Annotated in this window: 24 protein-coding genes and 1 riboswitch; of the genes, 7 read left to right on the top strand and 17 right to left on the bottom strand. The window is 73.5% G+C overall.

Annotated elements, in window-relative coordinates; all coding sequences use genetic code 11:
• Window positions 1-498, bottom strand: a complete 498-nt coding sequence (gene dut, locus IE295_RS00525) for a dUTP diphosphatase (protein WP_190061388.1) — start codon at window positions 496-498, stop codon at window positions 1-3.
• Window positions 498-1,079: a PaaI family thioesterase gene (locus tag IE295_RS00520; protein WP_190061387.1), complete on the bottom strand. Its 582-nt coding sequence runs from the start codon at window positions 1,077-1,079 to the stop codon at window positions 498-500. Before IE295_RS00520 ends, dut begins: the two co-directional genes overlap by 1 nt.
• Before the next feature lie 59 nt (window positions 1,080-1,138).
• Between IE295_RS00520 and IE295_RS00515 the strand changes: the two genes are divergently transcribed.
• Complete coding sequence (locus IE295_RS00515; protein WP_190061386.1) at window positions 1,139-1,582, top strand: DUF3093 domain-containing protein; 444 nt, start codon at window positions 1,139-1,141, stop codon at window positions 1,580-1,582.
• 165 nt (window positions 1,583-1,747) lie between these two features.
• On the opposite strand, the gene IE295_RS00510 is transcribed toward IE295_RS00515, so the two are convergent.
• The 4 genes from IE295_RS00510 to IE295_RS00495 all read right to left on the bottom strand — a co-directional run bounded on the left by IE295_RS00510 (window position 1,748) and on the right by IE295_RS00495 (window position 5,199).
• Window positions 1,748-2,560 carry a hypothetical protein gene (locus IE295_RS00510; protein WP_190061385.1) on the bottom strand — a complete coding sequence of 271 codons (813 nt, stop codon included), beginning with the start codon at window positions 2,558-2,560 and terminating at the stop codon, window positions 1,748-1,750.
• A gap of 14 nt (window positions 2,561-2,574) precedes the next feature.
• Complete coding sequence (locus IE295_RS00505) at window positions 2,575-2,871, bottom strand: DUF4193 domain-containing protein (RefSeq protein ID WP_190061384.1); 297 nt, start codon at window positions 2,869-2,871, stop codon at window positions 2,575-2,577.
• A gap of 407 nt (window positions 2,872-3,278) precedes the next feature.
• Window positions 3,279-4,538 carry a sensor histidine kinase gene (locus IE295_RS00500; protein WP_190061383.1) on the bottom strand — a complete coding sequence of 420 codons (1,260 nt, stop codon included), beginning with the start codon at window positions 4,536-4,538 and terminating at the stop codon, window positions 3,279-3,281.
• A gap of 7 nt (window positions 4,539-4,545) precedes the next feature.
• Complete coding sequence (locus tag IE295_RS00495; protein WP_190061382.1) at window positions 4,546-5,199, bottom strand: response regulator transcription factor; 654 nt, start codon at window positions 5,197-5,199, stop codon at window positions 4,546-4,548.
• A 298-nt stretch (window positions 5,200-5,497) separates the two neighbouring features.
• Between IE295_RS00495 and IE295_RS00490 the strand changes: the two genes are divergently transcribed.
• Window positions 5,498-5,665: a hypothetical protein gene (locus tag IE295_RS00490; protein ID WP_190061381.1), complete on the top strand. Its 168-nt coding sequence runs from the start codon at window positions 5,498-5,500 to the stop codon at window positions 5,663-5,665.
• A gap of 87 nt (window positions 5,666-5,752) precedes the next feature.
• Here IE295_RS00490 and IE295_RS00485 read toward each other — a convergent pair whose 3' ends face one another.
• Together IE295_RS00485 and IE295_RS00480 are read right to left on the bottom strand one after the other, a co-directional pair.
• Window positions 5,753-6,553, bottom strand: coding sequence for an inositol monophosphatase family protein (locus tag IE295_RS00485; RefSeq protein WP_190061380.1), 801 nt, complete (start codon window positions 6,551-6,553; stop codon window positions 5,753-5,755).
• Window positions 6,550-7,695 carry a ferrochelatase gene (locus tag IE295_RS00480; protein ID WP_190061379.1) on the bottom strand — a complete coding sequence of 382 codons (1,146 nt, stop codon included), beginning with the start codon at window positions 7,693-7,695 and terminating at the stop codon, window positions 6,550-6,552. Before IE295_RS00480 ends, IE295_RS00485 begins: the two co-directional genes overlap by 4 nt.
• 146 nt (window positions 7,696-7,841) lie before the next feature.
• On the opposite strand from IE295_RS00480, the gene IE295_RS00475 reads away from it, so the two are divergent.
• Together IE295_RS00475 and IE295_RS00470 are read left to right on the top strand one after the other, a co-directional pair.
• Window positions 7,842-9,083, top strand: coding sequence for an MFS transporter (locus tag IE295_RS00475; RefSeq protein ID WP_190061378.1), 1,242 nt, complete (start codon window positions 7,842-7,844; stop codon window positions 9,081-9,083).
• Window positions 9,046-10,362: a D-arabinono-1,4-lactone oxidase gene (locus IE295_RS00470; RefSeq protein WP_190061377.1), complete on the top strand. Its 1,317-nt coding sequence runs from the start codon at window positions 9,046-9,048 to the stop codon at window positions 10,360-10,362. Before IE295_RS00475 ends, IE295_RS00470 begins: the two co-directional genes overlap by 38 nt.
• An 18-nt stretch (window positions 10,363-10,380) precedes the next feature.
• Here IE295_RS00470 and IE295_RS00465 read toward each other — a convergent pair whose 3' ends face one another.
• A complete protein-coding gene (locus tag IE295_RS00465) occupies window positions 10,381-11,382 on the bottom strand; it encodes a hypothetical protein (protein ID WP_190061376.1) in 1,002 nt (333 codons plus the stop codon).
• 360 nt (window positions 11,383-11,742) lie between these two features.
• Between IE295_RS00465 and sepH the strand changes: the two genes are divergently transcribed.
• A complete protein-coding gene (gene sepH, locus IE295_RS00460) occupies window positions 11,743-12,834 on the top strand; it encodes a septation protein SepH (RefSeq protein WP_190061375.1) in 1,092 nt (363 codons plus the stop codon).
• 58 nt (window positions 12,835-12,892) lie between these two features.
• Here the strand turns inward: sepH and IE295_RS00455 are convergent, their stop codons facing one another.
• Complete coding sequence (locus tag IE295_RS00455; protein WP_190061374.1) at window positions 12,893-13,732, bottom strand: sulfurtransferase; 840 nt, start codon at window positions 13,730-13,732, stop codon at window positions 12,893-12,895.
• Window positions 13,733-13,925: 193 nt separating this feature from the next.
• Here IE295_RS00455 and IE295_RS00450 point away from each other — a divergent pair, with 193 nt between their 5' ends.
• Window positions 13,926-14,723, top strand: coding sequence for a VOC family protein (locus tag IE295_RS00450; RefSeq protein ID WP_190061373.1), 798 nt, complete (start codon window positions 13,926-13,928; stop codon window positions 14,721-14,723).
• 21 nt (window positions 14,724-14,744) lie between these two features.
• Here IE295_RS00450 and IE295_RS00445 read toward each other — a convergent pair whose 3' ends face one another.
• The 4 genes from IE295_RS00445 to IE295_RS00430 form a co-directional block, all read right to left on the bottom strand.
• Window positions 14,745-15,404 carry a thymidine kinase gene (locus tag IE295_RS00445; protein WP_190061372.1) on the bottom strand — a complete coding sequence of 220 codons (660 nt, stop codon included), beginning with the start codon at window positions 15,402-15,404 and terminating at the stop codon, window positions 14,745-14,747.
• 47 nt (window positions 15,405-15,451) lie between these two features.
• Window positions 15,452-16,660: an alkaline phosphatase family protein gene (locus tag IE295_RS00440; RefSeq protein ID WP_190061371.1), complete on the bottom strand. Its 1,209-nt coding sequence runs from the start codon at window positions 16,658-16,660 to the stop codon at window positions 15,452-15,454.
• The gene (locus IE295_RS00435) at window positions 16,660-17,247 is read right to left on the bottom strand and encodes a DUF5998 family protein (RefSeq protein ID WP_190061370.1); all 588 of its coding nucleotides are present in this window, start codon (window positions 17,245-17,247) and stop codon (window positions 16,660-16,662) included. Before IE295_RS00435 ends, IE295_RS00440 begins: the two co-directional genes overlap by 1 nt.
• Window positions 17,248-17,326: 79 nt before the next feature.
• Entirely contained in the window at window positions 17,327-20,095 is a 2,769-nt protein-coding gene (locus IE295_RS00430) for a bifunctional acetate--CoA ligase family protein/GNAT family N-acetyltransferase (protein WP_190061369.1), read from the bottom strand.
• A gap of 153 nt (window positions 20,096-20,248) precedes the next feature.
• Between IE295_RS00430 and IE295_RS00425 the strand changes: the two genes are divergently transcribed.
• Complete coding sequence (locus tag IE295_RS00425) at window positions 20,249-20,530, top strand: HPr family phosphocarrier protein (protein ID WP_190061368.1); 282 nt, start codon at window positions 20,249-20,251, stop codon at window positions 20,528-20,530.
• Between the two features lie 151 nt (window positions 20,531-20,681).
• Here the strand turns inward: IE295_RS00425 and IE295_RS00420 are convergent, their stop codons facing one another.
• From IE295_RS00420 to IE295_RS00410, 3 genes are all read right to left on the bottom strand, one after another.
• Window positions 20,682-21,401, bottom strand: a complete 720-nt coding sequence (locus tag IE295_RS00420) for a GntR family transcriptional regulator (RefSeq protein WP_190062335.1) — start codon at window positions 21,399-21,401, stop codon at window positions 20,682-20,684.
• 223 nt (window positions 21,402-21,624) lie between these two features.
• Window positions 21,625-22,410, bottom strand: coding sequence for a M23 family metallopeptidase (locus IE295_RS00415; protein ID WP_190061367.1), 786 nt, complete (start codon window positions 22,408-22,410; stop codon window positions 21,625-21,627).
• Between the two features lie 12 nt (window positions 22,411-22,422).
• Window positions 22,423-22,575, bottom strand: a riboswitch (cyclic di-AMP (ydaO/yuaA leader).
• 305 nt (window positions 22,576-22,880) lie between these two features.
• Window positions 22,881-24,248: a M16 family metallopeptidase gene (locus tag IE295_RS00410; protein WP_190062334.1), complete on the bottom strand. Its 1,368-nt coding sequence runs from the start codon at window positions 24,246-24,248 to the stop codon at window positions 22,881-22,883.
• Window positions 24,249-24,281 lie beyond the last annotated feature (33 nt).

Genomic DNA, 24,281 nt, shown 5'->3' with positions numbered 1-24,281 from the left:
TCACTGTCCTTCCCGGTCGCGGGCGACCGAAGCGAATCCATTCCCCACGGCAGCGTGGCCACCGGTGGACCCGAAGCCCCCTTCGGCCCGTGCCGAGCCGGGAAGCTCCGCCACCTCGTGGAAGCGGACCTTCTCGACCTGCTGGACTACCAACTGGGCGATGCGGTCGAACCTCTCGAACCGGACGCTCTCGCGCGGGTCCAGATTGACCACAATCACCTTGATCTCTCCACGGTACCCGGCATCGATGGTGCCCGGGGCATTGACCATGGACACCCCGCAGCGGGCGGCGAGGCCCGAGCGGGGATGGACGAACGCGGCGTACCCGTCGGGCAGCGCGATCGAGACGCCGGTGGGCAGCACCATCCGCTCGCCGGGGGCGAGCTCGGCGGCCTCCGTGGTGACCAGGTCGCACCCGGCGTCACCGGGGTGACCGTACGAGGGAAGGGGCACCTCGGGGTCGACCCGGCGGATGAGGACGTCGACGGGCGGACGCATCAGGGGTTCACCTCAAATGCTCGGGCGACCTTCACCTGGTCGGGGTCGGCGAGGACGGCCTGGATCTCCTGCTTGCGGCCGTTCTCGATGAAGTGGTCGATCTTGACCTCGATGAACACCGCGTCCGCGCGCACGGCGACCGGCCCGTCGGGGGCGCCGATGCGGCCCGTGGCGGTGCAGAAGATCTTGCGGCCCGCCACCGCGACGACCTCGGCCTCGAGGTGGAGCACCGCGCCCACCGGCACCGGGCGGACGTAGTCCGTCTCCAGCCGGCCGGTGACGGCGATGACCCTCAGCAGCCAGCCCAGGCCGCCCAGCGTCTCGTCCAGGGCCGTGGCCAGCACTCCGCCGTGCGCGAGCCCGGGCGCCCCCTGGTGGGCCTCCTTGACCCGGAACTCGGCGGTGACGCTGACGCCCTCGCCGGCCCGCGTCTGAAGGTGCAGCCCATGGGCCACTCCGCCGCCGCAGCCGAAGCAGTACTCGTAGTGCGACCCGATGGTCTCGCCGGGTGCCGGGGCTTCGGGGTGCCGCACCGGAGGCGCGGCGCCGGGCGGGGGTGTCGCTGTCGTTCGTCCACTCACAGGGGCTGACCTTACCCGCGACGGCGGCACCCGGTCCCGCCCGTGCCAAGCTTGTGCGTATGCAGCCTTACGAAGAACGCCTGACCGCGCCCCGTTCCTGGTGGTTCATCGCGGTTCTCGCCGGGATCGCCATGGGCCTGATCCTGCTGCCGCTGGGCACGCTGCCGATGCTCGGCGGCCTGATCGGCGGCGGGGCGCTCACCGCGGTCGCGGTCAGTTCGTACGGCTCGGTGCGGATCCGGGTGGTGGGCGGCACGCTCGTCGCCGGGGACGCGCGGATTCCGGTGGAGGCGCTGGGGGTGCCGGAGGTCCTGGACGCGGAGGAGGCCCGCGCCTGGCGCACGCACAAGGCCGACACCCGGGCGTTCATGCTGCTGCGGGGCTACGTGCCGACGGCGCTGCGGATCGAGGTCACGGACCCGGCGGACCCCACCCCCTACCTCTACCTCTCCACCCGCTCCCCCGAGCGCCTGGCGGCCGCTCTGGCCGCCGTACGGGCGTAGGGCGTGTCCGATGGGTCGGTGCGGGCCCTGCGGCGTCTGGTGCGGTGCATCGCAAGGCGGAGCATCTCCCGCGTACTGGGCGTACTCGGGTGATGCGACAACGCGGCGAGGTGCCGTGCCAGGCGCCGCAGGGCTCGTGCTGACCCATCGGACACGCCCTAGGGCCTAGGCCAGGCCCAGGCCCTGCTCGGAGGGGCCGGACGGCGCGGCGGGCAGCTCGTGCCAGGGCACCTGGCGGGTCCGCAGGTCCTTGCGGACCTTGTCGGCGAGGCGCTTGGTGTCCCGGCGGTTCATCACGGCGCCGACGGTGGCGCCGATCATGAAGGGCGTGAGGGTCGGCAGGTTGCGGACCGTGCGCTTGAGGATCTGCTGGCGCAGCTCTCGTTTGAGCTGGATGCCGAGCGCGGCGTTGACGCTCAGGGGGGACGTGACGTCGATGCCCCGCTCGTCGGCCCAGGCGGCGAGGTAGGCCATGGCCCGCTGGCGGGTGTTCCCGGGCGCCCGGATGCCGTAGATCTCGTGGAGCTCGGCGATGAGCTTGAACTCCACGGCGGCGACGCCGACGATCTCCGCCGCGAGCTCGGCGGGCATCGCGGGCGGCACGGGCAGCATGGCCGCCGCGCCGACGCCCGCGCCCACGGTGGAGGTGCCGTACGCGGCACCGGCCACCAGCTTGTCCGCGATCTGTTCCGGGCCGAGGCCGGGGAACTGGGCGCGGAGGGTATCGAGGTCCCGCACGGGGATGCGCGGGGCGTTGATGATGATCCGGTCGGCGACGGCGGTCAGTCCCGCCCTCGCTCCCCGGCCACCCTGCTTCACCGTCTCGACGCCACGGCCGACGACCGCGGCGGCGAGCGAGGCCGTACGGCCTCGCTCGACGTTCGCGTCGACCATGTCGCCGGGTGCGTCCGCGGCCGGCCCGGCGGTCAGCTCGGGCTGCCGGGAGCGCCGCTTCCGGAACGGGGTCGAGCCTGCCATGGCAGACCCTCGCCTCACTCGCAGTCGCGGCAGATCGGCTGGCCGTTCTTCTCACCGGCCAGCTGGCTGCGGTGGTGCACGAGGAAGCAGCTCATGCACGTGAACTCGTCGGCCTGCCGGGGCAGGACCCGGACGGACAGCTCCTCGTTCGAGAGGTCCGCGCCGGGCAGCTCCAGGCCTTCGGCGGCCTCGAAGTCGTCGACGTCGACCGTCGAGGTCGACTTGTCGTTCCGCCGGGCCTTGAGTTCCTCGATGCTGTCCTCGTTGACATCATCATCGGTCTTGCGTGGGGTGTCGTAGTCCGTTGCCATGTCGCTCTCCCCCTCTGGGTGTCTGCGGTGTCTCCAGCGCACGTAACGCGTGAGAGGCCGGACTTGTGCCCGACCCGAGGCGGAGATTTTGCCTCACATCAAGGTCTGTTACTCAATCGACACCCAACCGCACACCTGAAGAGGTGATCGGGATGGGTGGCGATGGGGACCGTACACGGTCCGAAAACCGTGTGCGGCCATGCCATCTCGTGTACTTCCCGTGATCAGGACCCCCGGAAACCCCCATTTTTCAGGCGCTCCTCGACGGATTCCGATTACGGAGAGTAGATGGCTTGAAGTCTGCGCATGTGACTGAACACACACAGCCACGGTGACGGTCGGAACGGGAAAATTCCGCCCAAAGCGAACCGTTGGCCGCCCCATTCTCGCAGACTCCGCGAGGTCGGTCAGGTGGGCAGCACCACCCGCATGACCAGGCCGCCCCCCTCACGGGGTTCCGCGGTGATCCGTCCGCCGTGCGCGCGGGCCACCGAGCGCACGATCGACAGGCCCAGTCCGACGCCCTTGTCGCTGCCCGTGCGCTCCGTGCGCAGCCTGCGGAAGGGCTCGAAGATGTTGTCCACCTCGTAGGCCGGGACGACCGGGCCGGTGTTCTCCACCACCAGCACCGCCTGCCCGGGCTGGGCCAGGGTCGTGACCTCCACCCAGCCGTCCGGGGTGTTGTAGCGCACCGCGTTCTGCACCAGGTTCAGCGCGATCCGCTCCAGCAGCACGCCGTTGCCCTGCACGACGGCGGGCTGCCGGGTGCCCCGCAGCTCCACGCCCTTGGCCTGGGCCTCCGTACGGGCCTGGTCCAGGGCCTGGGAGGCCACCTCTGCGAGGTCCACGGGCTTGCGGTCCACGATCTCGTTGTCGCTGCGGGCGAGCAGCAGCAGGCCCTCCACGAGCTGCTCGCTGCGCTCGTTGGTCGCCAGCAGCGTCTTGCCCAGCTGCTGCAGCTCCGGGGAGGCCGCGGGGTCGGAAAGGCTGACCTCCAGCAGCGTGCGGTTGATCGCCAGCGGCGTGCGCAGCTCGTGCGAGGCGTTGGCCACGAACCGCTGCTGCGCGGTGAACGCCCGCTCGAGCCGGTCCAGCATCTCGTCGAAGGTGTCCGACAGCTCCTTCAACTCGTCGTCCGGGCCGCCCAGTTCGATCCGCCGGGTCAGGTCCGTGCCGGCCACGCGGCGGGCGGTGCGGGTGATCTTGCCCAGCGGCGAGAGGACCCGGCCGGCCATGGCGTAGCCGAAGGCGAAGGCGATGACGGCGAGGCCGAGGAGGGCCAGCAGGGAGCGGCGCAGCAGGGACTCCAGCGCGACGGCGCGCTGGCGCTGCATGCAGGTCTCGAGGATGCGGTTCGCCTCGTCGGCGGTCAGGCCGGGCGACTTCAGCTGGGGGCAGGTGCTGCCGGTCACGGTGACCTTGCTGCCGTCGATCAGCCTGATCAGCGGCTCGCTGCCCACGCTCAGCGCGTTGGCGGCCAGCAGGTAGATGATCGTCAGCAACAGCACGCCGGCCATCAGGAACATCCCGCCGTAGAGCAGGGTGAGCCGTATGCGGATGGTGGGGCGCAGCCACGGGAAGGGGCGCACGACCGGCTGGCGGGGGTCCCAGGTGGGCTTGGGCGGAGCCGGCGGGGCGGGGGGCGCGGGGGTGGCGGGAGAGGACATCGCGGGGTCAGATCCGGTATCCGGAGCCCGGCACGGTGACGATCACGGGAGGCTCCCCCAGCTTGCGTCGCAGCGTCATGACGGTGACCCGGACGACGTTGGTGAACGGGTCGGTGTTCTCGTCCCAGGCCTTCTCCAGCAGCTGCTCGGCCGACACCACGGCCCCCTCGCTGCGCATGAGCACCTCGAGCACCGCGAACTCCTTGGGTGCCAGCTGCACCTCGCGTCCGTCGCGGAAGACCTCGCGCCGGTTGGGGTCGAGCTTGATGCCGGCCCGCTCCAGGACGGGCGGCAGGGCGACGGTCGTGCGCCGGCCCAGGGCCCGCACGCGGGCGGTCAGCTCGCTGAAGGCGAACGGCTTGGGGAGGTAGTCGTCGGCGCCGATCTCCAGGCCCTCCACGCGGTCGCTGACGTCGCCGGAGGCGGTCAGCATCAGGACGCGGGTGGGAATGCCCAGTTCGACGACCCTGCGGCAGACGTCGTCGCCGTGGACCAGCGGGAGGTCCCGGTCGAGCACGATGACGTCGTAGTCGTTGACGGCGATGCGCTCCAGGGCGGCCGCCCCGTCGTACACGACGTCGACGGCCATGGCCTCCCGGCGCAGTCCGGTGGCGACGGCGTCTGCGAGCAGCTGCTCGTCCTCGACGACGAGTACGCGCACGGCGTTGGTCCTTCCCTTTGAGCCCTGACGGGCAGCCTCGATGACCCCGGTGGGTCACTCCATCCTGCCTCGGATGTCGATAAACCGGCCGTAAGGGGTATCCGGAGGCCGGACAGGGAAGGGATTCCGGATTACTCCGCGATGGAAGGTTTCCGCCGGGACGAGGGTGGGGAAGACGTCTGCACACCCGCGATCACGCTTCTCCGTACGCCTTCGCGTACGCGGAACTCTCTGCGTGTGATCGTTTCGCCGTGGCACACCCCCGTGCCGCCGACCCACGACGAGGGGGCGCACCACCATGGACGCATTCACCGCCGGCATTCTGCAGCGCATAGAAGCCGCCCGGTCCGACCTCGACCACGCCCGCCGCACCGGTGACGACTTCCTCGCCGAGGTGGAGCAGGCCGAGCTGGACGACCTCCACCGCCTGGCCGCCGAACACGGCGTTCACGTCAGCGCGGCCTGATTCCCGTACCGCAGCGCCCCGGTGCCGGCTCCGGCTCCGGGGCGCTGCGCCGTCCGGGGGATGTTTCCCGCCTTCGCGGGCCGCCTCCTAGTCGTGCCAGGCGCCCAGCGCCTCCAGGCGCTCCTGCAGGGGCTCGAAGAGCCCCGGCGGGGCCGCCACCGTCAGCTCGCCCGACTCGCGCTCCCCCGGGCGGCCGCCCGTCAGGGCCCCCGCCTCGCGCGCGATCAGCGCGCCCGCGGCGAAGTCCCAGGGGTTGAGCCCCCGCTCGTAGTAGCCGTCCAGCCGGCCGCAGGCCACGTCGCACAGGTCGATCGCGGCCGAGCCCCCGCGCCGGATGTCGCGCACCTGCGGCAGCATCGAGCGCAGCACCTCGGCCTGGGCCGCCCGCCGGGTCTGGAGGTAGCCGAAGCCGGTGCCGATCAGCGCCTGGTCGAGGCCCGGTGCCGGGCGCACGCTCAGCCGCCGCTCCCCCAGGAACGCCCCCTCGCCCCGCACCGCGCGGTACGTCTCGCCGCGCACCGGCGCCGCGACGACCCCCACGACCGCCTCGCCGTCGATCTCGGCGGCCACGGACACGGCCCAGGACGGCAGGCCGTAGAGGTAGTTCACGGTGCCGTCGACGGGGTCGATGATCCAGCGCACCCCGCTGGTGCCCTCGACGCTGGCGCCCTCCTCGCCCAGGATCCCGTCCGTCGGGCGCCGCTCGGCGAGGAAGCCCGTGATCAGCTTCTCGGCGGCGATGTCCATCTCGGTGACGACGTCGATGGGGCTGGTCTTCGTCGCGGCCACGCCCAGGTCGGCGGGACGGCCGTCCCTGAGCAGGGCGCCGGCCCGGTCCGCGGCCTCGAGGGCCACGGCCAGGAGTTCGGCCTTGAGGGTGTCGGTCACAGTGAGCTCGCTCCTTGGGCGTACGGGCTGTCGGCCCCGGCGGCGGCCGGGCGGGGGGCCCGCGCCGGGCAGCAGCCGACGGGGCAGAGGTCGTGGCTGGGGCCGAGCGCGCCCAGGGCGCAGCGCTCGGGGCGCTCGCCGCGCTCGCTCGCGGCGCGCTCGAGCACCAGCTCGCGCACGGCGGCCACGAAGCGCGGGTCGGCTCCGACGGTCGCGGCGCGGGTCACCGGCAGGCCCAGTTCGGCGGCCTTGGCGGTGGCTTCGGTGTCGAGGTCGTACTTGACCTCCATGTGGTCCGAGACGAAGCCGATCGGCACCATGACGACGGCCGGCGCGCCCTCTCCGTGCACGGTCTCGAGGTGGTCGCAGATGTCGGGCTCGAGCCAGGGGATGTGCGGGGCGCCGCTGCGCGACTGGTAGACGAGGTCCCAGGGCCTGTCGGTGCCGGTCTCCTCGCGGACGGCGGCCGCGACGGTCCGGGCGACGTCGAGGTGCTCGGCGACGTACGCGCCGCCGTCGCCGTGGCCCTCGGCCGGGCCGGAGGTGTCCGCGGCGGAGGTGGGGATGGAGTGCGTGGTGAAGGCGAGCCGGGCGCCGGCCCGCACGTCGTCCGGCAGCCGGCCGAGGGCGGCGATCGTCGCGTCGACCATGGGCCGGATGAAGCCCGGGTGGTTGAAGTAGTGCCGCAGCTTGTCCACGCGCGGGGGCTCGAGGCCCTCGGCCGTCAGCGCGGCCAGGGCGTCGGCGAGGTTCTCGCGGTACTGCCGGCAGCCCGAGTACGAGGCGTACGCGCTGGTGGTCAGGGTCAGCACGCGGCGGTGCCCGGCGGCGGTCATCTCGCGCAGGGTGTCGGTGAGGTAGGGCGCCCAGTTGCGGTTGCCCCAGTAGACCGGCAGGTCCATGCCGTGGGCGGCGAAGTCCTCGCGCAGGGCGGCGAGCAGCTCGCGGTTCTGGTCGTTGATCGGGCTGACGCCGCCGAACAGGAAGTAGTGCTGCCCGACCTCCCTCAGCCGCTCCCGGGGGATGCCCCGGCCGCGGGTGACGTTCTCCAGGAACGGGACGACGTCCTCGGGGCCCTCGGGCCCGCCGAAGGAGAGCAACAGCAGGGCGTCGTAGGGGGCGTGAGCTGGCTGATCCGACATGCGTCCGATCCTGCCACCCGCCCCCGGCGGCCGGGAAATGACGATGCGCCGCACAAACGTGCGCACGTAAGCTGTATCGGCCACCTACGTCCCTTACGGCACCCTCGTCCGCGTCCCCCTCCCCCGAACCCCTTAGGGAGCCGTCTTTGTCCAGTCCCTACAGCGCCATATTCGCCGCCCCCGGCACCAAGGGCTTCTCGGCGGCGGGCTTCCTCGGCCGGCTGCCGCTGTCGATGCTGGGCATCGGCATCGTCACGATGATCTCCCAGATCACCGGCCGGTACGGACTGGCGGGCGCGCTGACCGCGACCCACGCGATCGCGGCGGCCGTGCTCGGCCCCATGGTCTCGCGGATGGTCGACCGGCACGGCCAGCGCACGGTCCTGCGCCCGGCGACGGCCCTCTCGCTCGTGTCGCTGGCGGGGCTGCTGCTGAGCGCGCACCAGCGGTGGCCGGACTGGACGCTGTACGTCTTCGCGGCGGGCGCGGGCTGCGTGCCGAGCGTGGGGTCGATGGTGCGGGCCCGGTGGGCGGCGATCTACGGCGGCTCGCCGCGCGAACTGCACACGGCCTACGCCGCCGAATCGGTCATCGACGAGGTGGTGTTCATCGTCGGGCCGATCCTGTCGATCGGCCTGTCCACCGCGTGGTTCCCGGAGGCGGGCCCGCTGCTGGCCGGCTGCTTCCTGGCGGCGGGGGTCTTCTGGCTGACCGCGCAGCGGGCCACCGAGCCCAGGCCGCACCCCCGTGAGGCGCACGCGACCGGCTCCGCCCTGCGCTCCCCGGGGCTGCAGGTGCTGGTGGCGACCTTCGTGGCCACCGGTGCGCTGTTCGGGGCGATCGAGGTGGTGACCGTGGCCTTCGCCGAGGAGCAGGGCCACAAGGCGGCGGCGAGCGTGGTGCTGGCCGTGTACGCGCTGGGGTCCTGCCTGGCGGGGGCGGTCTTCGGGCTGCTGCACCTCAAGGGCGACCCGGCCCGGCGCTGGGTTCTGGGCGTCTGTGCGATGGCCGTGAGTATGATCCCCCTCCAACTGGTCGGGAACCTGCCGTTCCTGGCCGTGGCTCTCTTTGTCGCGGGCCTGTCCATCGCGCCGACGATGGTCACCACGATGGCCCTCGTCGAGCAGTACGTACCGCGCGCGCAGCTGACCGAGGGCATGACCTGGACGAGCACCGGACTCGCGGTCGGCGTGGCGTTCGGCTCGTCGGCCGCCGGCTGGGTGGTGGACGCCGCCGGAGCCGCCGCGGGGTACCTGGTGCCCGGCACGGCGGGGATGCTCGCGGCCGCCGGCGCGTTCCTCGGGTACCGCCGGCTGCGGCCGGCGCCTGAGCAGGTGGGGGTTGGCGCTGATGACGGCGACGACGAGAGCGAGCAGGCCCTGGCGTAACTGGGCGGGGAACGTCACCGCCCACCCGGTACGGACCGTGGCCCCGGCCACGGCGCAGGAGCTGTCCGCCGCGATCGCGCGGGCGGCCGGCGAGGGACTGACGGTGAAGGCCACCGGCTCCGGCCACTCCTTCACCACCGTCGCCGCGACGGACGGCGTGCTGATACGCCCGGACCGGCTCACCGGACTGCGCGCGGTCGACCGCGCCGCCGGCACCGTGACGGTCGGCGCGGGCACCACGATCCGGGAGCTGAACCGGACGCTGTCCGCCCACGGCCTGTCGCTGGCGAACATGGGCGACATCATGGAGCAGACCGTCTCCGGCGCGGTCAGCACCGGCACCCACGGCACGGGCCGGGACTCGGGGGCGATCGCGGCCCAGATCCGGGGCCTGGAGCTGGTGACGGCCGACGGCTCGGTGCTGACCTGCTCGGCCGGGCGGAACCCGGAGGTCTTCGCGGCGGCCCGGGTGGGGCTGGGCGCGCTGGGGGTGATCGCGGCGGTCACGTTCGCGGTGGAGCCGGAGTTCCTGCTCGCGGCGCGCGAGGAGCCGATGGCCTTCGGCCGGGTGACCGAGGACTTCGACGCCCTGGTCGCGGAGAACGAGCACTTCGAGTTCTTCTGGTTCCCCCACACCGACAGCTGTGTCACCAAGCGCAACAACCGCAGCGCGGGCCCCGCGGCGCCCACCGGACGGGTGAGCGCATGGATGACCGACGAACTGTTGTCCAACGGCGTCTTCGGGGCCGCCTGCGCGCTGGGCCGTGCCGTGCCCTCCGCCGTGCCGGGGATCGCCCGGCTCTCGGGCCGGGCCCTGTCGGCCCGTACGTACACCGACATCCCGTACAAGGTCTTCACCAGCCCGCGCAGGGTGCGCTTCCTGGAGATGGAGTACGCCCTGCCGCGCGAGGCGGCGATGACGGCCCTGCGGGAGCTGAGGGCGGCGATCGAGCGGCGGCGGCTGCGGGTGAGCTTCCCGGTGGAGGTGCGGACCGCGCCCGCCGACGACATCCCGCTGTCCACGGCCTCGGGGCGGGACACCGCCTACATCGCCGTGCACATGTACCGGGGGACGCCGCACCGGGCGTACTTCACGGCGGCGGAACAGATCATGACCGCGCACGGCGGGCGGCCGCACTGGGGGAAGCTGCACAGCCGTGACGCGGCGTACCTGGCGGGCGTCTACCCGCGCTTCGGCGAGTTCGCCGCGGTGCGGGACCGGCTGGACCCGCACCGCGTGTTCGGCAACGACTACCTGCGGCGCGTCCTGGGAGAGTGAGCCGCCGGGCGGCGGGGCCTAGGAGGTCGTGCCGGGGGCCGTGGGGCCCGTGCCCGTGCCGGCCGCGGCGTTCTGGCCCGGCGCGGGCGGCGTGGACTGGCCGCCGGTGCCGCCGGCCGCGCCGCCCTTGTCGTCGGTGCCCTTGCCCGCGTCCGGCGACCCGCTCGGCCGGGGCGTGGGCGCTGGGGACGGCGTGGTGCCGCCGTCCGGGGACGGGGAGGTCTTCGGGTCCGGCGTCTTCGTGCCCGTGTCCGTGCCCGGCCGCGACACGCCCGGGGACGGCGTGCCGCCGCCTTCTTCCGTGGACCCGCCGCCGTCGCGCGAGGAGCCGGGCTCCGGCGTCCGCGCGGGGTCCGGGTCCTGCCGCCGTTCCTTCTTCTCCGGCTGGAAGAGCCGGGTGACCGTGACGCCGTCGCCGCCGTCCGCGCTGGAGCCGGAGACCAGCTCGAAGGCGGTCACCGTGCCCATGGCGAGGGCGAAGACGACACCGGCGGCCAGCGCCGGGCGCTTCCAGCCCCGCAGCCGCGTGCCGTGGGTCGTGCCCCGGGAGAATTCCTGGGAGTAGCCGTCGAAGTGCGCCCGGCCATGCGCGCCGGTGTACGCACCGGCGTGCGCCCCGGAGGGCGCCGGGTCCGCCGCGGACGGTGACACCTGGTGCAGCAGTTGTGTACGGTCCTCGGCGCCCGGCAGCACCCGCGTCGCGTCGTCCGCCGAGCGGGCCCGGTCCACGGCGCGGCCCGCGTCGCGCAGCGGCACCTGGCGGAGCCTGGGCTCCGCCTGCACGGCGGTCACCTCGCGGATCTGCTCGCCCGTACGTTTGAACACGTGGTGAAAGACCGTGCCACCGGTCGTGGCCACCACGCTGACGACACCGGCACCAATGACCGTGCCGTATACACCGAGTTTGCCCGCGAGCAGGGCGGCGACCACCGCCGCCAGCGCACTGCCGGACACCTGCGCGACGCTCAGATCGAGACGCTTGCCCTTCGTTTTTGCCTCACTTTCGCCTTTGTCGTCCATCTCCAGCCCCTGTAGGTCGGTTCAGCCCCTCTTGCAGCTAGAAGGGACATTCGAGCCTAACGAACGGTTCCGAATCGGGCGATTGTGTGAACCTCGACACCACCACCCAGCCCACGCGCAAGCCCCCCTCTCAAGGGGCGCATTCCAACTCCCTTGTCGCAGGTGAACTTCCCTGGCGCGCCGATCCACGCCCAGTGGCCCGAATGGAGTACTGTGACGAGCCCTGGCCCCAATATCCCGTCCGGCTGCCCGGAACCACGGGACGGGGGCCCGGGCGGCTCTCGCCCCGTCAACTCGGCAATGTTGTGGCAGGCTGCTACCCGGGCAGGCCACACTCGACTAGCGGAAGCAGCGACGCAGGTGACGTCGGCAGGCACCACCCGGGAGGTCCCCATGCCCGAACTGCGTGTCGTGGCAGTCTCCAACGACGGCACACGGCTGGTTCTCAAGGCTGCGGACAGCACGGAGTACACGCTGCCCATCGATGAGCGGCTCCGTGCCGCCGTGCGCAACGACCGCGCGCGTCTGGGGCAGATCGAGATCGAGGTGGAGAGTCACCTCCGCCCCAGAGACATCCAGGCCCGCATCCGGGCCGGCGCCTCCGCCGAGGAGGTCGCACAGCTCGCGGGGATCCCCGTGGAGCGGGTGCGGCGCTTCGAGGGCCCCGTGCTCGCCGAGCGCGCCTTCATGGCCGAGCGCGCCCGCAAGACGCCCGTGCGCCGCCCCGGCGAGAACACCGGCCCGCCGCTCGGCGAGTCCGTGGCCGAGCGGCTCGTGCTGCGCGGCGCCGACAAGGACAGCGCCCAGTGGGACTCCTGGCGCCGCGACGACGGCACGTGGGAGGTCCTGCTCGTCTACCGCGCCTCCGGTGAGCCGCGCGCCGCGAGCTGGACGTACGACCCGCCGCGCCGGATCGTTCAGGCGCTGGACGACGAGGCCCGCGCGCTCATCGGCGAGACCGACGACACGCCCGAGCCGAGCTTCCCCTTCGTGCCGCGGATCGCGCGCCTGCCGCGCGACCGGCCGCTGGATCGTTCCCTTGACCGGGACCGCCAGGGCTCCGGCGCTCCGACGGAGCCGGAGGCCTCCTCCGGCGACACGCCGGCGGAGGAGACGGGCAAGGAACGCGACTCGCTGACCAGCCTGCTCGAGGCGGTGCCCAGCTTCCGGGGCGACATGGTCGTCCCCGAGCCCCCCTCCGCGCCCCCGTCCGTCGCCGCCGACCCGCCCTCGGAGGAGACGGAGGCGGTGGAGCCGCCCGCTCCGGCGGCCAGCGCGGGGTCCGCGTACGCGGACGTGCTCATGCCGCGCTCGGTGGCGGGCCACCGCGACCGCCTGATCGGCACCACGGACCGCCAGGCGGAGGCGGACGGCGTCCGCCCGGGCCGCCGGGCGGCGGTCCCCAGCTGGGACGAGATCGTCTTCGGCACGCGCCGCAAGAAGCAGGAGTAGCGGGAGCGAAGCACGGTCCCTCCCCGCCGCGGCGGGGAGGGGCCTTGCCGTACGCACCTCAGCCCGGCAGGGCCCCCGTCGCCACGGGACGGCCCGGGTCGGACGACCATTCGCTCCACGAACCCACGTACAGGGCGGCCGCCGGAATGCCGGCCACCGCCAGCGCGAGCACCTCATGGGCGGCGGAGACGCCCGAGCCGCAGTAGACGCCCACCTCCGTGGCGTCGGCCGCCCCGAGCTCCCCGAACCGTTCCGCGAGGTCCTTCGCCGGCCGGAAGCGGCCGTCCTCGCCGACGTTGTCGGCCGTGGGCGCGGAGACCGCGCCGGGGATGTGGCCGGCGACGGCGTCCAGTGGCTCGACCTCGCCGCGGTAGCGCTCCCCCGCCCGCGCGTCCAGCAGCAGTCCCCGGCGTGCCAGCGCCGCCGCGCCGTCGGCGTCGAGCAGCGGCAGGGCCCCCGGCCGCGGCGTGAAGTCGCCCTCCGTCACGGCCGGCACCTCGGTCGTCAGCGCCCCGCCCGCCGCGGTCCACGCGGCGAGCCCGCCGTCCAGGACCCGTACGGACGGGTGACCGGCCCAGCGCAGCAGCCACCACGCCCGCGCGGCCGCCCATCCCAGTCCCCCGTCGTAGACCACGACCGGGTGGTCCGCCCGGACTCCCGCGCGGCGCATCGCGGCGCCGAACTCCGCGACGTCCGGCAGCGGGTGACGGCCCCTCGCCCCCGGCGCCCCGGCGAGCTCGGAGTCCAGGTCCACGTAGACGGCGCCGGCGAGGTGCCCGGCCCGGTATTCCGGCGCTCCGGGCGGTCCCCCGGGCACGTAGCGGATGTCCAGGAGCGTGGGCGGCCGCTCGCCGGCCGACTCGCTCGCCCATTCCGTTGCGCTGATGATGGCGTCCATACCCCCATCCTGGCGTACCCGGCGTTGCGCCGAACGGCCCCCTGGCCAGACGCCGCGATGCTGATCGATACTGAACGGCGACGGCGCGGACACAGAAGCGGAACGCGAATTCGGGCATCCTCCTGCGGGAACCGCGAAGCCCGCGACCGGATCGGGAGCGCGGCCACCACGACGGTCCGAGGAGCGACTGACGATGACCGAGGTATGGGGATCCTCCGAGACCAGCGAGGAGGAGACCCGGCGCCACACACCGGGCACCCCCTGCTGGACCAGTCTCCTGGTGCACGACCTGGAGGCGACCGAGGAGTTCTACGGCGGACTGTTCGGCTGGAGCTATTACAGCCCCGGCCCGCGCCAACTGGGCCCGTACGTACGGGCCACCCTGGACGGGCGGGATGTCGCCGGAATCGGTGAACTCCCGCCGGACCGTCAACTCGCGGGCGCCTGGACCACCTATCTGGCGAGCGACGACGCGGACGTGTGCGCGGAGTGGATCCACTGCTGCGGCGGCACCGTGGGCGTGGGCCCGCTGTCGGCCGAGGACGCCGGTCGGCTGGTGCTGGCCACGGACCCGGCGGGCGCGGCCTTCGGCGTCTGGCAGGGGCGCAGGCTGACGGGTTCCGGGCCGAAGGGCATGCCGGGGGCCCCGGTCTGGCACGAGCTGGTGACCTACGAGGCCGCCGTCGTACTGAAGTTCTACCGCGCGCTGTTCGGCTACGAGAGCAAGGCGGCGGGAACGGTCGACTCCGACGCGGTCACCCTGCACGTGGACGGCCGGCCGGTGGCCGCGATCCGCGGTGCGGGGCCCGAGCTGGAGCAGCCGCACTGGATGACGTACTTCGAGGTGACGGACGTCGACGACGCGGCCCGGAGGGTCACCGAGCTGGGCGGACGGGTGCTGGACGCGCCGGCGCCGGGACCGGCCGGCCGGGTGGCGAAGGTCGCCGACCCCGAGGGCGCGGTCTTCTCGCTGCTGTCTTCGGCGCCCTGACCGCGCGACCCTCGTCCGGTGCTAGCGGGATCCGTCCGGGTCCACCGGCAGCACATCGGGCGACAGGGCGGCGGCGCGCGCGGCGGCGGCCGTCAGCCGGCGGCGGTGATGGCGCCGGCACAGCACCTCGTAACCCACCACGGTCTCCGGCTGGTTGACGTCGCCGACGACGACCTGGGCGCCCTCGACGACCATCTGTCCGCCGATCGTACGGGCGTTGTGCGTGGCCCGGGCCCCGCACCAGCACAGCGCCTCGACCTGCAGCACCTCCACCCGGTCGGCCAGCTCGATCAGCCGGCGGGAGCCGGGGAAGAGCCGGGTGCGGAAGTCGGTGGTGATGCCGAAGGCGAAGACGTCGAGGTCGAGGTCGTCGACGATCCGGGCCAGCTGGTCGATCTGCTCGGGCTCGAGGAACTGCGCCTCGTCCGCGATCACGTAGTCGCACCGCCCGCCCTTGGAGAGGTGCGCGACGAGGTGGCCGTAGAAGTCGAAGCCCTCACCGGCCTCGACGGAGTCGGTCACCAGGCCGAGCCGGGAGGACAGCTTCCCCTCGCCCGCGCGGTCGTTGCGGGTGAAGATCATGCCTTGGAGGCCGCGGGCCGAACGGTTGTGCTCGATTTGCAGAGCGAGAGTGCTCTTTCCGCAGTCCATTGTTCCGGAGAAGAACACCAGCTCGGGCATGGGAAGGCCAATGCCTTTCGTTTGTCGTGGGGGGGGTGGGGAGAAGATCAGGAGCGCACTTCGAGGAGCGGCACGAGCTGTTCGACGGGCGTCATCGAGCCGTGCAGGCCGATCATCCTCGACTCGTTGGGCTCGGTCTCCGTGGCGACGATCGCGATGTCGTCGCGGGCGGCGGCGACCACGTCGCCGATCCGTGCGTACACCCGGTCGTCGACGCCCTCGCCGGGCGGGCCGAACCAGCCCGCCTCGATCGCCTCGTCGCGCCCGGCGACCCACATCTGCTCGCCGAGCACCTCGCGCCAGACCGCCAGGACGTCGTCGGCCGCACCCGGCACCGCGTAGACGTGCCGGGCCCGGGCCTCGCCGCCCAGCAGGGCCACGCCGGCGCGCAGCTCCCAGTCCTCGTCGAAGTCGATGCGCGACTCCGGGTCGAACGGGATGTCGATCATGCCGTGGTCGGCGGTGACGTACAGGGCGGAGCGCGGCGGCAGCTGCTCGGCCAGGCGCCGGGCGAGCAGGTCCACGTACATCAGCTGGCCGCGCCACTCCTCGGAGTCGACGCCGAAGCGGTGCCCCTTGCCGTCCACCTCGCTGTAGTAGGTGTAGACGAGCGAGCGGTCGGCGGCGGCGAGCCGGTCGGCCGCGAAGTCCATCCGCTCCTCGCCGGAGAGGCGGCCGTGGAAGGTGCCGCCGCTGAGCGCGACCTTGGTCAGCGGGGTGTGCTGGAAGTCGGGGGCCGAGACCTGGCAGGTGGCGATGCCGGCGGCGTCGGCGCGCTGGAAGACCGTGGGGTAGGGCTGCCAGGCGTGCGGGTCCGTCCAGGGGCGCCAGCGCAGCTGGTTCATCAGCTCGCCGGTGGCCGGGTCGGCGACGGTGTAGCCGGGCAGGCCGTGGGCGCCGGGCGGCAGGCCCGTGCCCACCGAGGCGAGCGAGGTCGCCGTGGTGGACGGGAAGCCCGCGGTCATGGGCTCGCCGGTGCCGTTCATGGACGACGGCAGCAGCGAGTGCAGGAAGGGCGCCTCGTCGGGGTGGGCGCGCAGCAGCTCCCAGCCCAGGCCGTCGATGAGGAAGACGCAGACCCGGTCGGCGGGCGCCAGCTCCATGGCGCCCGACATGCCCGGGACGCCCAGGCCGGCCGCGATCGTGGGCAGCAGGTCGGCGAGGGAGCCGGTGCCGTAGCGGGGCAGCGGGGCGTGGCGCGGGTCGAGCGGGGCCGGCTCGGACCAGGCGGAGCCGGCGAATGCGGGATGGGACATCAGCGGGCGGTCGCCGCGGTGGCCTCGGAGAGCGACTGGGCGAAGGCGAGGGCCTGGCGCACCGTGTCCGGCCCGTCGCCCGCCTCGCTGACGCGCAGGCTCAGGTCGTCGGCGGTGGAGGAGCCGGTGTAGCCGTGGTCGGCGTCGCAGTTGGGGTCGCCGCAGGCGGCGGGCTCCAGGTCGATGCGGGAGACCGCGCCCCAGCCGATGGTGAGCACGACCTCGCGGGGCAGGGTGCCGGGGGTGTAGGCCTCGGGGTTGGCCACGACGCGGCTGAGCACGACCGAGGAGATCCGGTCGATCTTGACCGACTCGGTGGAGGTGGTGGCGTAGGGCGACGGCGACGTGCCGTCGGCGGCCTGCTCGTCGGTGTGGCTGACGATGAATCGGGTGCCGGTCAGGACCAGGACCGTGACGTGGCGGCGGACCTCGTTGGAATCGAAGGTCGTCTCCTGGTGCACCAGGTACGACACGACCGGCTCCCCGCCCACGGCGGCCTCCACCGCCTCGGCCACGAGAGCCGGGTAATAGCCGCTGCGCTCGATAGCTGCGCGCAGCCCCTGGGTCGTCGTACCGGTCTTCGCCATACGCCCCATTCTACGGGGCGTACGGGGCCCTCCTGCCGGGGCCTTCCCCGGCGGGAGGGACGGATCCGGCCGGGCGGGGTCAGTACGAGGGCAGGCTGCGCGGGCCCACGTCGGTGCGGGCGGGCGGCGGCGCGAGGCGCAGGGACGCGCCGAGCACATGAACGCCGTGCGGGGCGACGATCACGGGCTCCAGGTCGGCGCCCACGACCTCGGGGTGGTCGTCGACCAGCCGCGACACGCGCAGCAGCAGCTCCTCCAGGGCCTTGGTGTCGACGGGCGTGGAGCCGCGCCAGCCGAAGAGCAGGGGCGCGGTGCGCACCGAGCGGATCAGCTCGGCGGCGTCGCGGTCGGTGGCCGGCACGAGGCGGTGGGCGGTGTCCCCGAGCAGCAGGGAGGGGGCGCCGGCCAGGCCGAAGGACAGCACGGCGCCGGCCGCGGGGTCGATGGCGGCCCGTACGACCGTGTCGACGCCGCGCGGGGCCATGGACTGCACGACCAGGCGCAGCTCCTCGGGCGTGCCGAGCAGGTCGGTCAACTCGGCGTAGGCCCGGCGCAGTTCCGCCTCGCCGCCGAGGTCGAGGCGGACGCCGCCGAGGTCGGCGCGGTGCCGCAGGTGGGGCGCGGTGGGCTTGAGGGCCACGGGGAAGCCGAGCCGGTGGGCGGCGCGGACGGCGCCGTCGGGGTCGGGTGCGGGCAGGGCGGGCAGCACGGCGATCCCGTACCGGGCGAGCAGGCGCTGGGTGTCGGCGGCGGAGAGCGTCACGGCGCGCGGGCCGGTGGCGTTGTGGGCCCGCAGCAGCACGTCGATGTCGGCGGCGGCGCCGTTCTCGTCGATGTCCTCGTACTCCGGCACGCGGCCGGGGTCGGCGGCCTGGCGCCGCCAGCGGGCGTAGCGCACGGCCTCGGCGAGGGCCCGTACGGCCCGCTCGGCGGCGGGGAAGGCGGGGATGCGGACGGCGGGCGCGGGGTCCTTCCCGGAGGCGGCGTCCGGCGGGGCGGCGAGCGCCTCGGCGAGGCCGGGGATCTCCAGGTGGACGACGGCGACGGGCTTGGGGTCCTCCGGGGAGGCCTGGGCGACCGCCTCGCGGACGGCGGCGGCGAGGTCGGCGGCCGAGGCGCCGCCGACCCAGGGGATGGCGGTGACGACGACGGCGTCGCAGGCCCGGTCGGCGAGGGCCTCGGCCAGGGCGACGCGGAAGTCGGCCGGGGCGGCGCCGGTGGTCAGGTCGCGGGGCAGCAGCGGGCGCAGCCCGTCCGTGAGGCAGGCGTCGTAGGTCAGCAGGGACAGCGACTGGGAATTGCCGAGGATGGCCACGCGGGGGCCGGCGGGCAGCGGCTGCGAGGCGAGGAGCAGCCCGGTGTCGGCCAGCTCGGTGACCGTGTCGACGCGGATGACGCCGGCCTGGCGCAGCAGGTCGGAGACGGTGGCGTCGGGGATGCGGGTGGTGCGCACGGCGTGGCCGGCGGGTGCGGCGGCGCCGTGCCGCGCGCCCTTGACGACGACCAGCGGCTTGCGGGCGGAGGTCCGCCTGGCCAGGCGGGCGAACTTGCGGGGGTTGCCGATCGACTCCAGGTACATGAGGGCGACGTCGGTGTCGGGGTCGTCGTGCCAGTACTGCAGGAAGTCGTTGCCGGAGAGGTCGGCGCGGTTGCCGGCGGAGACGAAGGTCGACAGGCCCACCAGTCCGGCGGCGCGGCGGTGGAGCCCCGAGAGGAGGGCGATGCCGATGGCCCCGGACTGGCTGAAGAGGCCGACGCGTCCGGCGGCGGGCAGCTCGGGCGACAGGGAGGCGTTGAGCCGGACGCCCTCGGCCGTGTTGATCAGGCCGAAGGAGTTGGGGCCGATGACGCGCATGCCGTAGGAGCGGGCCTGGCGGACCAGCTCGCGCTGGCGGTCGCGGCCGGCGGGGCCGCTCTCGGCGTATCCGGCGGACAGGACGACGAGCCCCTGGACGCCGTGCTCGCCGCAGTCGGCGACGACGGAGGGCACGTGCTCGGCGGGCACGGCGATGACGGCGAGGTCGACGGGCTCCTGGATGCCGAGCACGGAGCGGTGGGCGGGGACGCCCTCCGGCTCGAGCACCGAAAGGTCTTCGGGGAAGGACCGGTTGACCGCGTACGCACGCCCCGTGAAGCCACCGGCCAGCAGGTTGTTCAGGACGGTCCGGCCCATGCCGCCGGGGCGGCGCCCGGTGCCGACGACGGCGACGGAGCCGGGGGCGAGCAGGCGCTGGACGGAGCGGGCCTCGGCGAGCCGCTCGCGGGCGCGCTGGACGGCGAGCGACTTGTCGGTGGGCTCGAGGTCGAGCTCGAGGCGGACGACGCCGTCCTCGAAGCTGCGCTTCTGGGTGTAGCCCGCGTCCGTGAAGACCTTGATCATCTTGGTGTTGGCGGGCAGCACCTCGGCGGCGAAGCGCCGGATGGAGCGTTCGCGGGCGACGGCCGCGACGTGTTCGAGGAGGGCGGAGGCCACGCCCCGGCCCTGGTGGGCGTCCTGGACGAGGAAGGCGACCTCGGCCTCGTCCGCCGGGGCGGAGGAGGGCATGCCGTTCGCGTCGATGCGGTCGTAGCGGACGGTGGCGATGAACTCGCCGCCGACGGTCGCCGCCAGGCCCACCCGGTCGACGTAGTCGTGGTGGGTGAAGCGGTGCACGTCCCGGTCGGAGAGGCGGGGGTAGGGCGCGAAGAAGCGGTAGTACTTGGACTCGTCCGAGACCTGTTCGTAGAAGCTGACCAGGCGCTGGGCGTCGTCGGGCGTGATGGGGCGGATCCGTGCGGTGCCGCCGTCACGGAGGACGACATCCGCTTCCCAGTGGGCGGGGTAGGCGTGCTCGGACGGCGTGTGCATGGGGCCAGCGTAAGGCCGGGCGCCGACGGTCATCAGGCGGCGTCCGGCCCACCCGTCGGGGCCGCACGGCCCTGCCCCGGGCGCGCGCCGGGGCACCGCGCGCACCGTGCGACAATGGTCTAGACAACCTCACCCGACCTGAAGGGCAACACCATGGTTGAGCGCCGCGTAAACGTCGGCTGGGCCGAGGGCCTGCACGCCCGACCCGCGTCGATCTTCGTCCGTGCGGCGACGGCCGCCGGCGTCCCCGTGACGATCGCGAAGGCGGACGGCAACCCCGTCAACGCCGCCTCCATGCTCGCGGTGCTGGGCCTGGGCGCCCAGGGCGGCGAGGAGATCGTGCTCGCCACGGAGGCGGAGGGCGCCGAGGCCGCGCTCGACCGTCTGGCCAAGCTGGTCGGCGAGGGGCTCGAGGAGCTCCCGGAGACCGTCTGATCCATCCGGATCACCCGGCCCGCCGCCGCACGGCGGGCACACGACGGGGTCGCGGCGGCCCGGGCGGGCGCCGCGGCCCCGTCGTCGTATGCGCGGCCGGGGACCGCCACGAATTCCCGGCCGCTATTTCTCCATGAATAGCGGCGGGTTGTTAAGAACGGACACCCGCGGTGTTTACGGATTGTTTCGGCGGGCGCACCGCTTGCGCGACCTGCGCACGGCGCGGGCGGAATTCACCGGCCCTGCGGTCCGCGCGGGCCGCGGCGAGCGCCCGGGCGCGCTCGGCGTCACCACGGGCCACGGCGTCCACGAGCGCACCGCACGCCTCCCAGGCCTCCAGGGGCCGGGCCGGCGGCTCGGCCACGTAGACCCAGGCGATCTTGCGCCGCAGCTGGGTGAGCAGCGTGGCGAGGCTGGGGCTGCCGGAGGCCTGGGCCAGGGTTTCGTCGAACCAGTCGCCGAGCGGCCGCAGCTCGCCGGTGCGGCCCGCGCGGGCCCGCTCCTGGCCCAGCCGGACCAGGCCGCGCAGGACCTTCAGATGGGCCTCGGTGCGCCGCTGCGCGGCGCGCGCGGCCCCCAGCGGCTCCAGCAGGGCGCGGACGTCGAGGAGGTCCGCCGCCTCCTGCTCGGTGGGCTCGGCGACGCAGGCCCCGGCGTGCCGGCGGGTGGTGACGAAACCCTCGGAGGCCAGGGTGCGCAGCGCCTCGCGCACGGGCACCCGGGAGACGCCGTAACGGCGGGCGAGGAGTTCCTCGATGAGCCGGCTGCCGGGTGGGAAAACCCCGGAGACGATGTCGTCGCGAATCGCCGTGCACACGGCGTGCGCGGAAATACGGCGGCTCCCGTGTGCCGCTTCACCACCGCCGTTCACGTACGGCCCCGCATGGCTGTACCTCCGCCTCACGACTTAATCTCCCGCGATGCGCGGCCGATTGACATCCGTTCAGCGACTCTATGGCAATCCCCCGCGATTTCCGATGGTGCCGGGGATTCATGGATATTTTTTGGCCAACGCCGACGGCACCGGAGAACGCCAAGGCCCCGGCCGGGGGCCGGGGCCTTGTGCGAAGCGGTGCCGGGAAGGCTGCGGGGCCTTACAGGCTGACGCCGTGCGCGCTCATGTAGGCGATCGGGTCGATGTCGGAGCCGTAGCCGGCGCCGGTGCGGGCCTCGAAGTGCAGGTGCGGGCCGGTGACGTTGCCCGTGGCGCCCGACAGGCCGATCTGCTGACCCGGGGTGACCGTCTGGCCGACCGAGACGTCGAGCGACGACAGGTGGGCGTACTGGGTGTAGGTGCCGTCGTTGTGCTTGATGACGACGTTGTTGCCGTACGCGCCGCCCCAGCCGGCCTCGACGATGGTGCCGGCGGCGACCGCGTGGACCGAGGAGCCGGTCTCGGCGTGGAGGTCGATGCCGGTGTGGCTGCCGGAGGACCACAGGCCGCTGGAGGCCTTGTAGGAGGTGGAGACGTAGGAGCCGTCGAGGGGGCTCACGTACGTGCCCAGGCGCTTGCGCTCCTCGTCACGCGCGGCACGCTCCTTGGCGTCGCGCTCCTCCTTGAGCTTGCGCTCGGCCTCCGCGTGGCGCTCCTTGGCCTCGGACGCCTTCTTCTTGGCGGTCTCCTCGGCCTGGAGGCGGGCGGCGGCCTCGTCGGCGGCGCTGCGCTGGGTCTCGGCCTGGGCGTCGACGTTGTCGGCCATGACGTCACTGATGACGACGGCCTGGGTCAGCCCGGTGTCCTCGGGACCACGCGAGTCGTCGGAGGCGGCGAAGGCCGGGGCGGCGACGCCGGCGACCACACCGGCGGCGGTGAGGGTGGCTATGCCCGCGACGTTGGCGCTGACGCGCGCGGCTTTGCTCGGACGACGGTGCTTCCCCATGGCTGGGCGAATCCTTTCCTTCCCTCTCGCCTACCGGGTTAGCTGACGGGTTCGGAGCAGGAAGGTCTCCTACGGCTCCCTCGTGAAAGGGGGCCGATTCACCCCAGGGACTGTGGGTCCCCGGCTCCCCTCGCTGGTGCTTCGGGGACTCGGCGATGGCTGCCCGGGACCGCGGATGCGGCTCCGATCTGACGGACTGCCGCCCTGACGCTAATCGGCGTCAGATTCGAACGGCAAACAGATCCGGGCTTTTATGACGTACGCCACACGACCAACGTGCAACCACTGCGCGAAATCGGGCATAAAGGAGGCGCGTGGGTCTCGCTGGACCCACGCGCCTCAGTTGTCCGGCAATGTCCGGCTCAGCGGCCCTGCGGCACAGGGGGGTTGAGCCCCTGTCAGGGCGTCTGCCGGGCGGCCGGGGCCGGTTCGGGCCGGTCGGACCCGTTCCGGCTGGTTCAGCCCGGTTCTCAGGCCGGGATGACCGTCACCTCGCCGATGCCCAGCGCCTTGACGGGCTCGGTGATCTCGGAGGCGTCCCCGACGAGGACCGTGACGAGACGGCCGGCCGGGAAGGCGCTCACGACGGCGGCCGTGGCCTCCACGGTGCCGGTGTCGGCGAGGCGTTCGTACAGCCGCGCCTGGAAGTCGTCCGGCAGGTGCTGCTCGACCTGGTCGGCGAGGGTGCCGGCGACGGCGGCGGCCGTCTCGTACTTCAGCGGGGCGACGCCCACCAGGTTCTGCACGGCCACGTCCCGCTCGGCCTCGGTCAGGCCCTCGGCGGCGAGGGTGCGCAGCACCTTCCACAGGTCCTCGAGCGCCGGACCGGTGTTGGGGGTGTCCACGGAGCCGCTGATGGCCAGCAGGGCGATGCCCGTTCCGTCGGGGGCGGAGCGCATGACCTGGCCGAAGGAGCGGACGCCGTAGGTGTAGCCCTTCTCCTCGCGCAGGACGCGGTCCAGGCGGGAGGTCAGCGTGCCGCCCAGGCAGTAGGTGCCGAGCACCTGGGCGGGCCAGACGCGGTCGTGCCGGTCGGGGCCGACGCGGCCCAGCAGCAGCTGGGTCTGGACCGCGCCGGGGCGGTCCACGATCACCACGCGGCCGGTGTCGTCGGCGGTGACCGGCGGCACGGGGCGGGGCTGCGCGGCGGCGCCGGTCCAGGCGCCGAGGGACTCGGTGAGCGCCTGGTCGAGGTCGACGCCGGTGAAGTCGCCGACGACGACGGCGGTGGCCGCGGCCGGGCGGACGTGGGCCTCGTAGAAGGCGCGCACGGAGGCGGCGTCGATGCGCTCGACGGTCTCCTGGGTGCCCTGGCGGGGCCGCGACATGCGGGAGTCCGCCGGGAAGAGCTCGGCGGACAGCGCCATGGCCGCGCGGCGGGCGGGGTTGGCCAGCTCGTGCGGGATCTCGTCGAGGCGGTTGTTGACCAGGCGCTCGACCTCGTTGTCCGGGAAGGCCGGGGCGCGCAGGGCGTCGGCCAGCAGGCCCAGGGCCTTCGGCAGCCGGGAGGCCGGGACCTCCAGGGACAGGCGCACGCCCTCGTGGTCGGCGTGCGCGTCGAGGGTGGCGCCGCAGCGCTCCAGCTCGGCGGTGAAGTCCTCGGCGCTGAGCTTGTCGGTGCCCTCGGAGAAGGCCCGCGCCATGATCGTGGACACGCCGTCGAGGCCCTCGGGCTCGGCCTCCAGGGGCGCGTCCAGGCAGATCTCGACGGCGACGACCTGCTGGCCGGGGCGGTGGCAGCGCAGCACGGTCAGGCCGTTGGGCAGCTGCCCGCGCTCGGGGGCCGGGAAGGCCCAGGGAGTGGCCTGCCCGGGCTTGGGCTGGGGGTGGAACACCATCGAAGGCGCGGTCCCCGGGGTGCTCGCGGCTGC

The sequence above is a fragment of the Streptomyces griseocarneus genome (assembly GCF_014655595.1).
Classification (GTDB): Bacteria; Actinomycetota; Actinomycetes; order Streptomycetales; family Streptomycetaceae; genus Streptomyces; species Streptomyces griseocarneus.
Note: the sequence above shows the minus strand (reverse complement) of the source record. Positions and strands in the feature narration are given on the sequence as shown.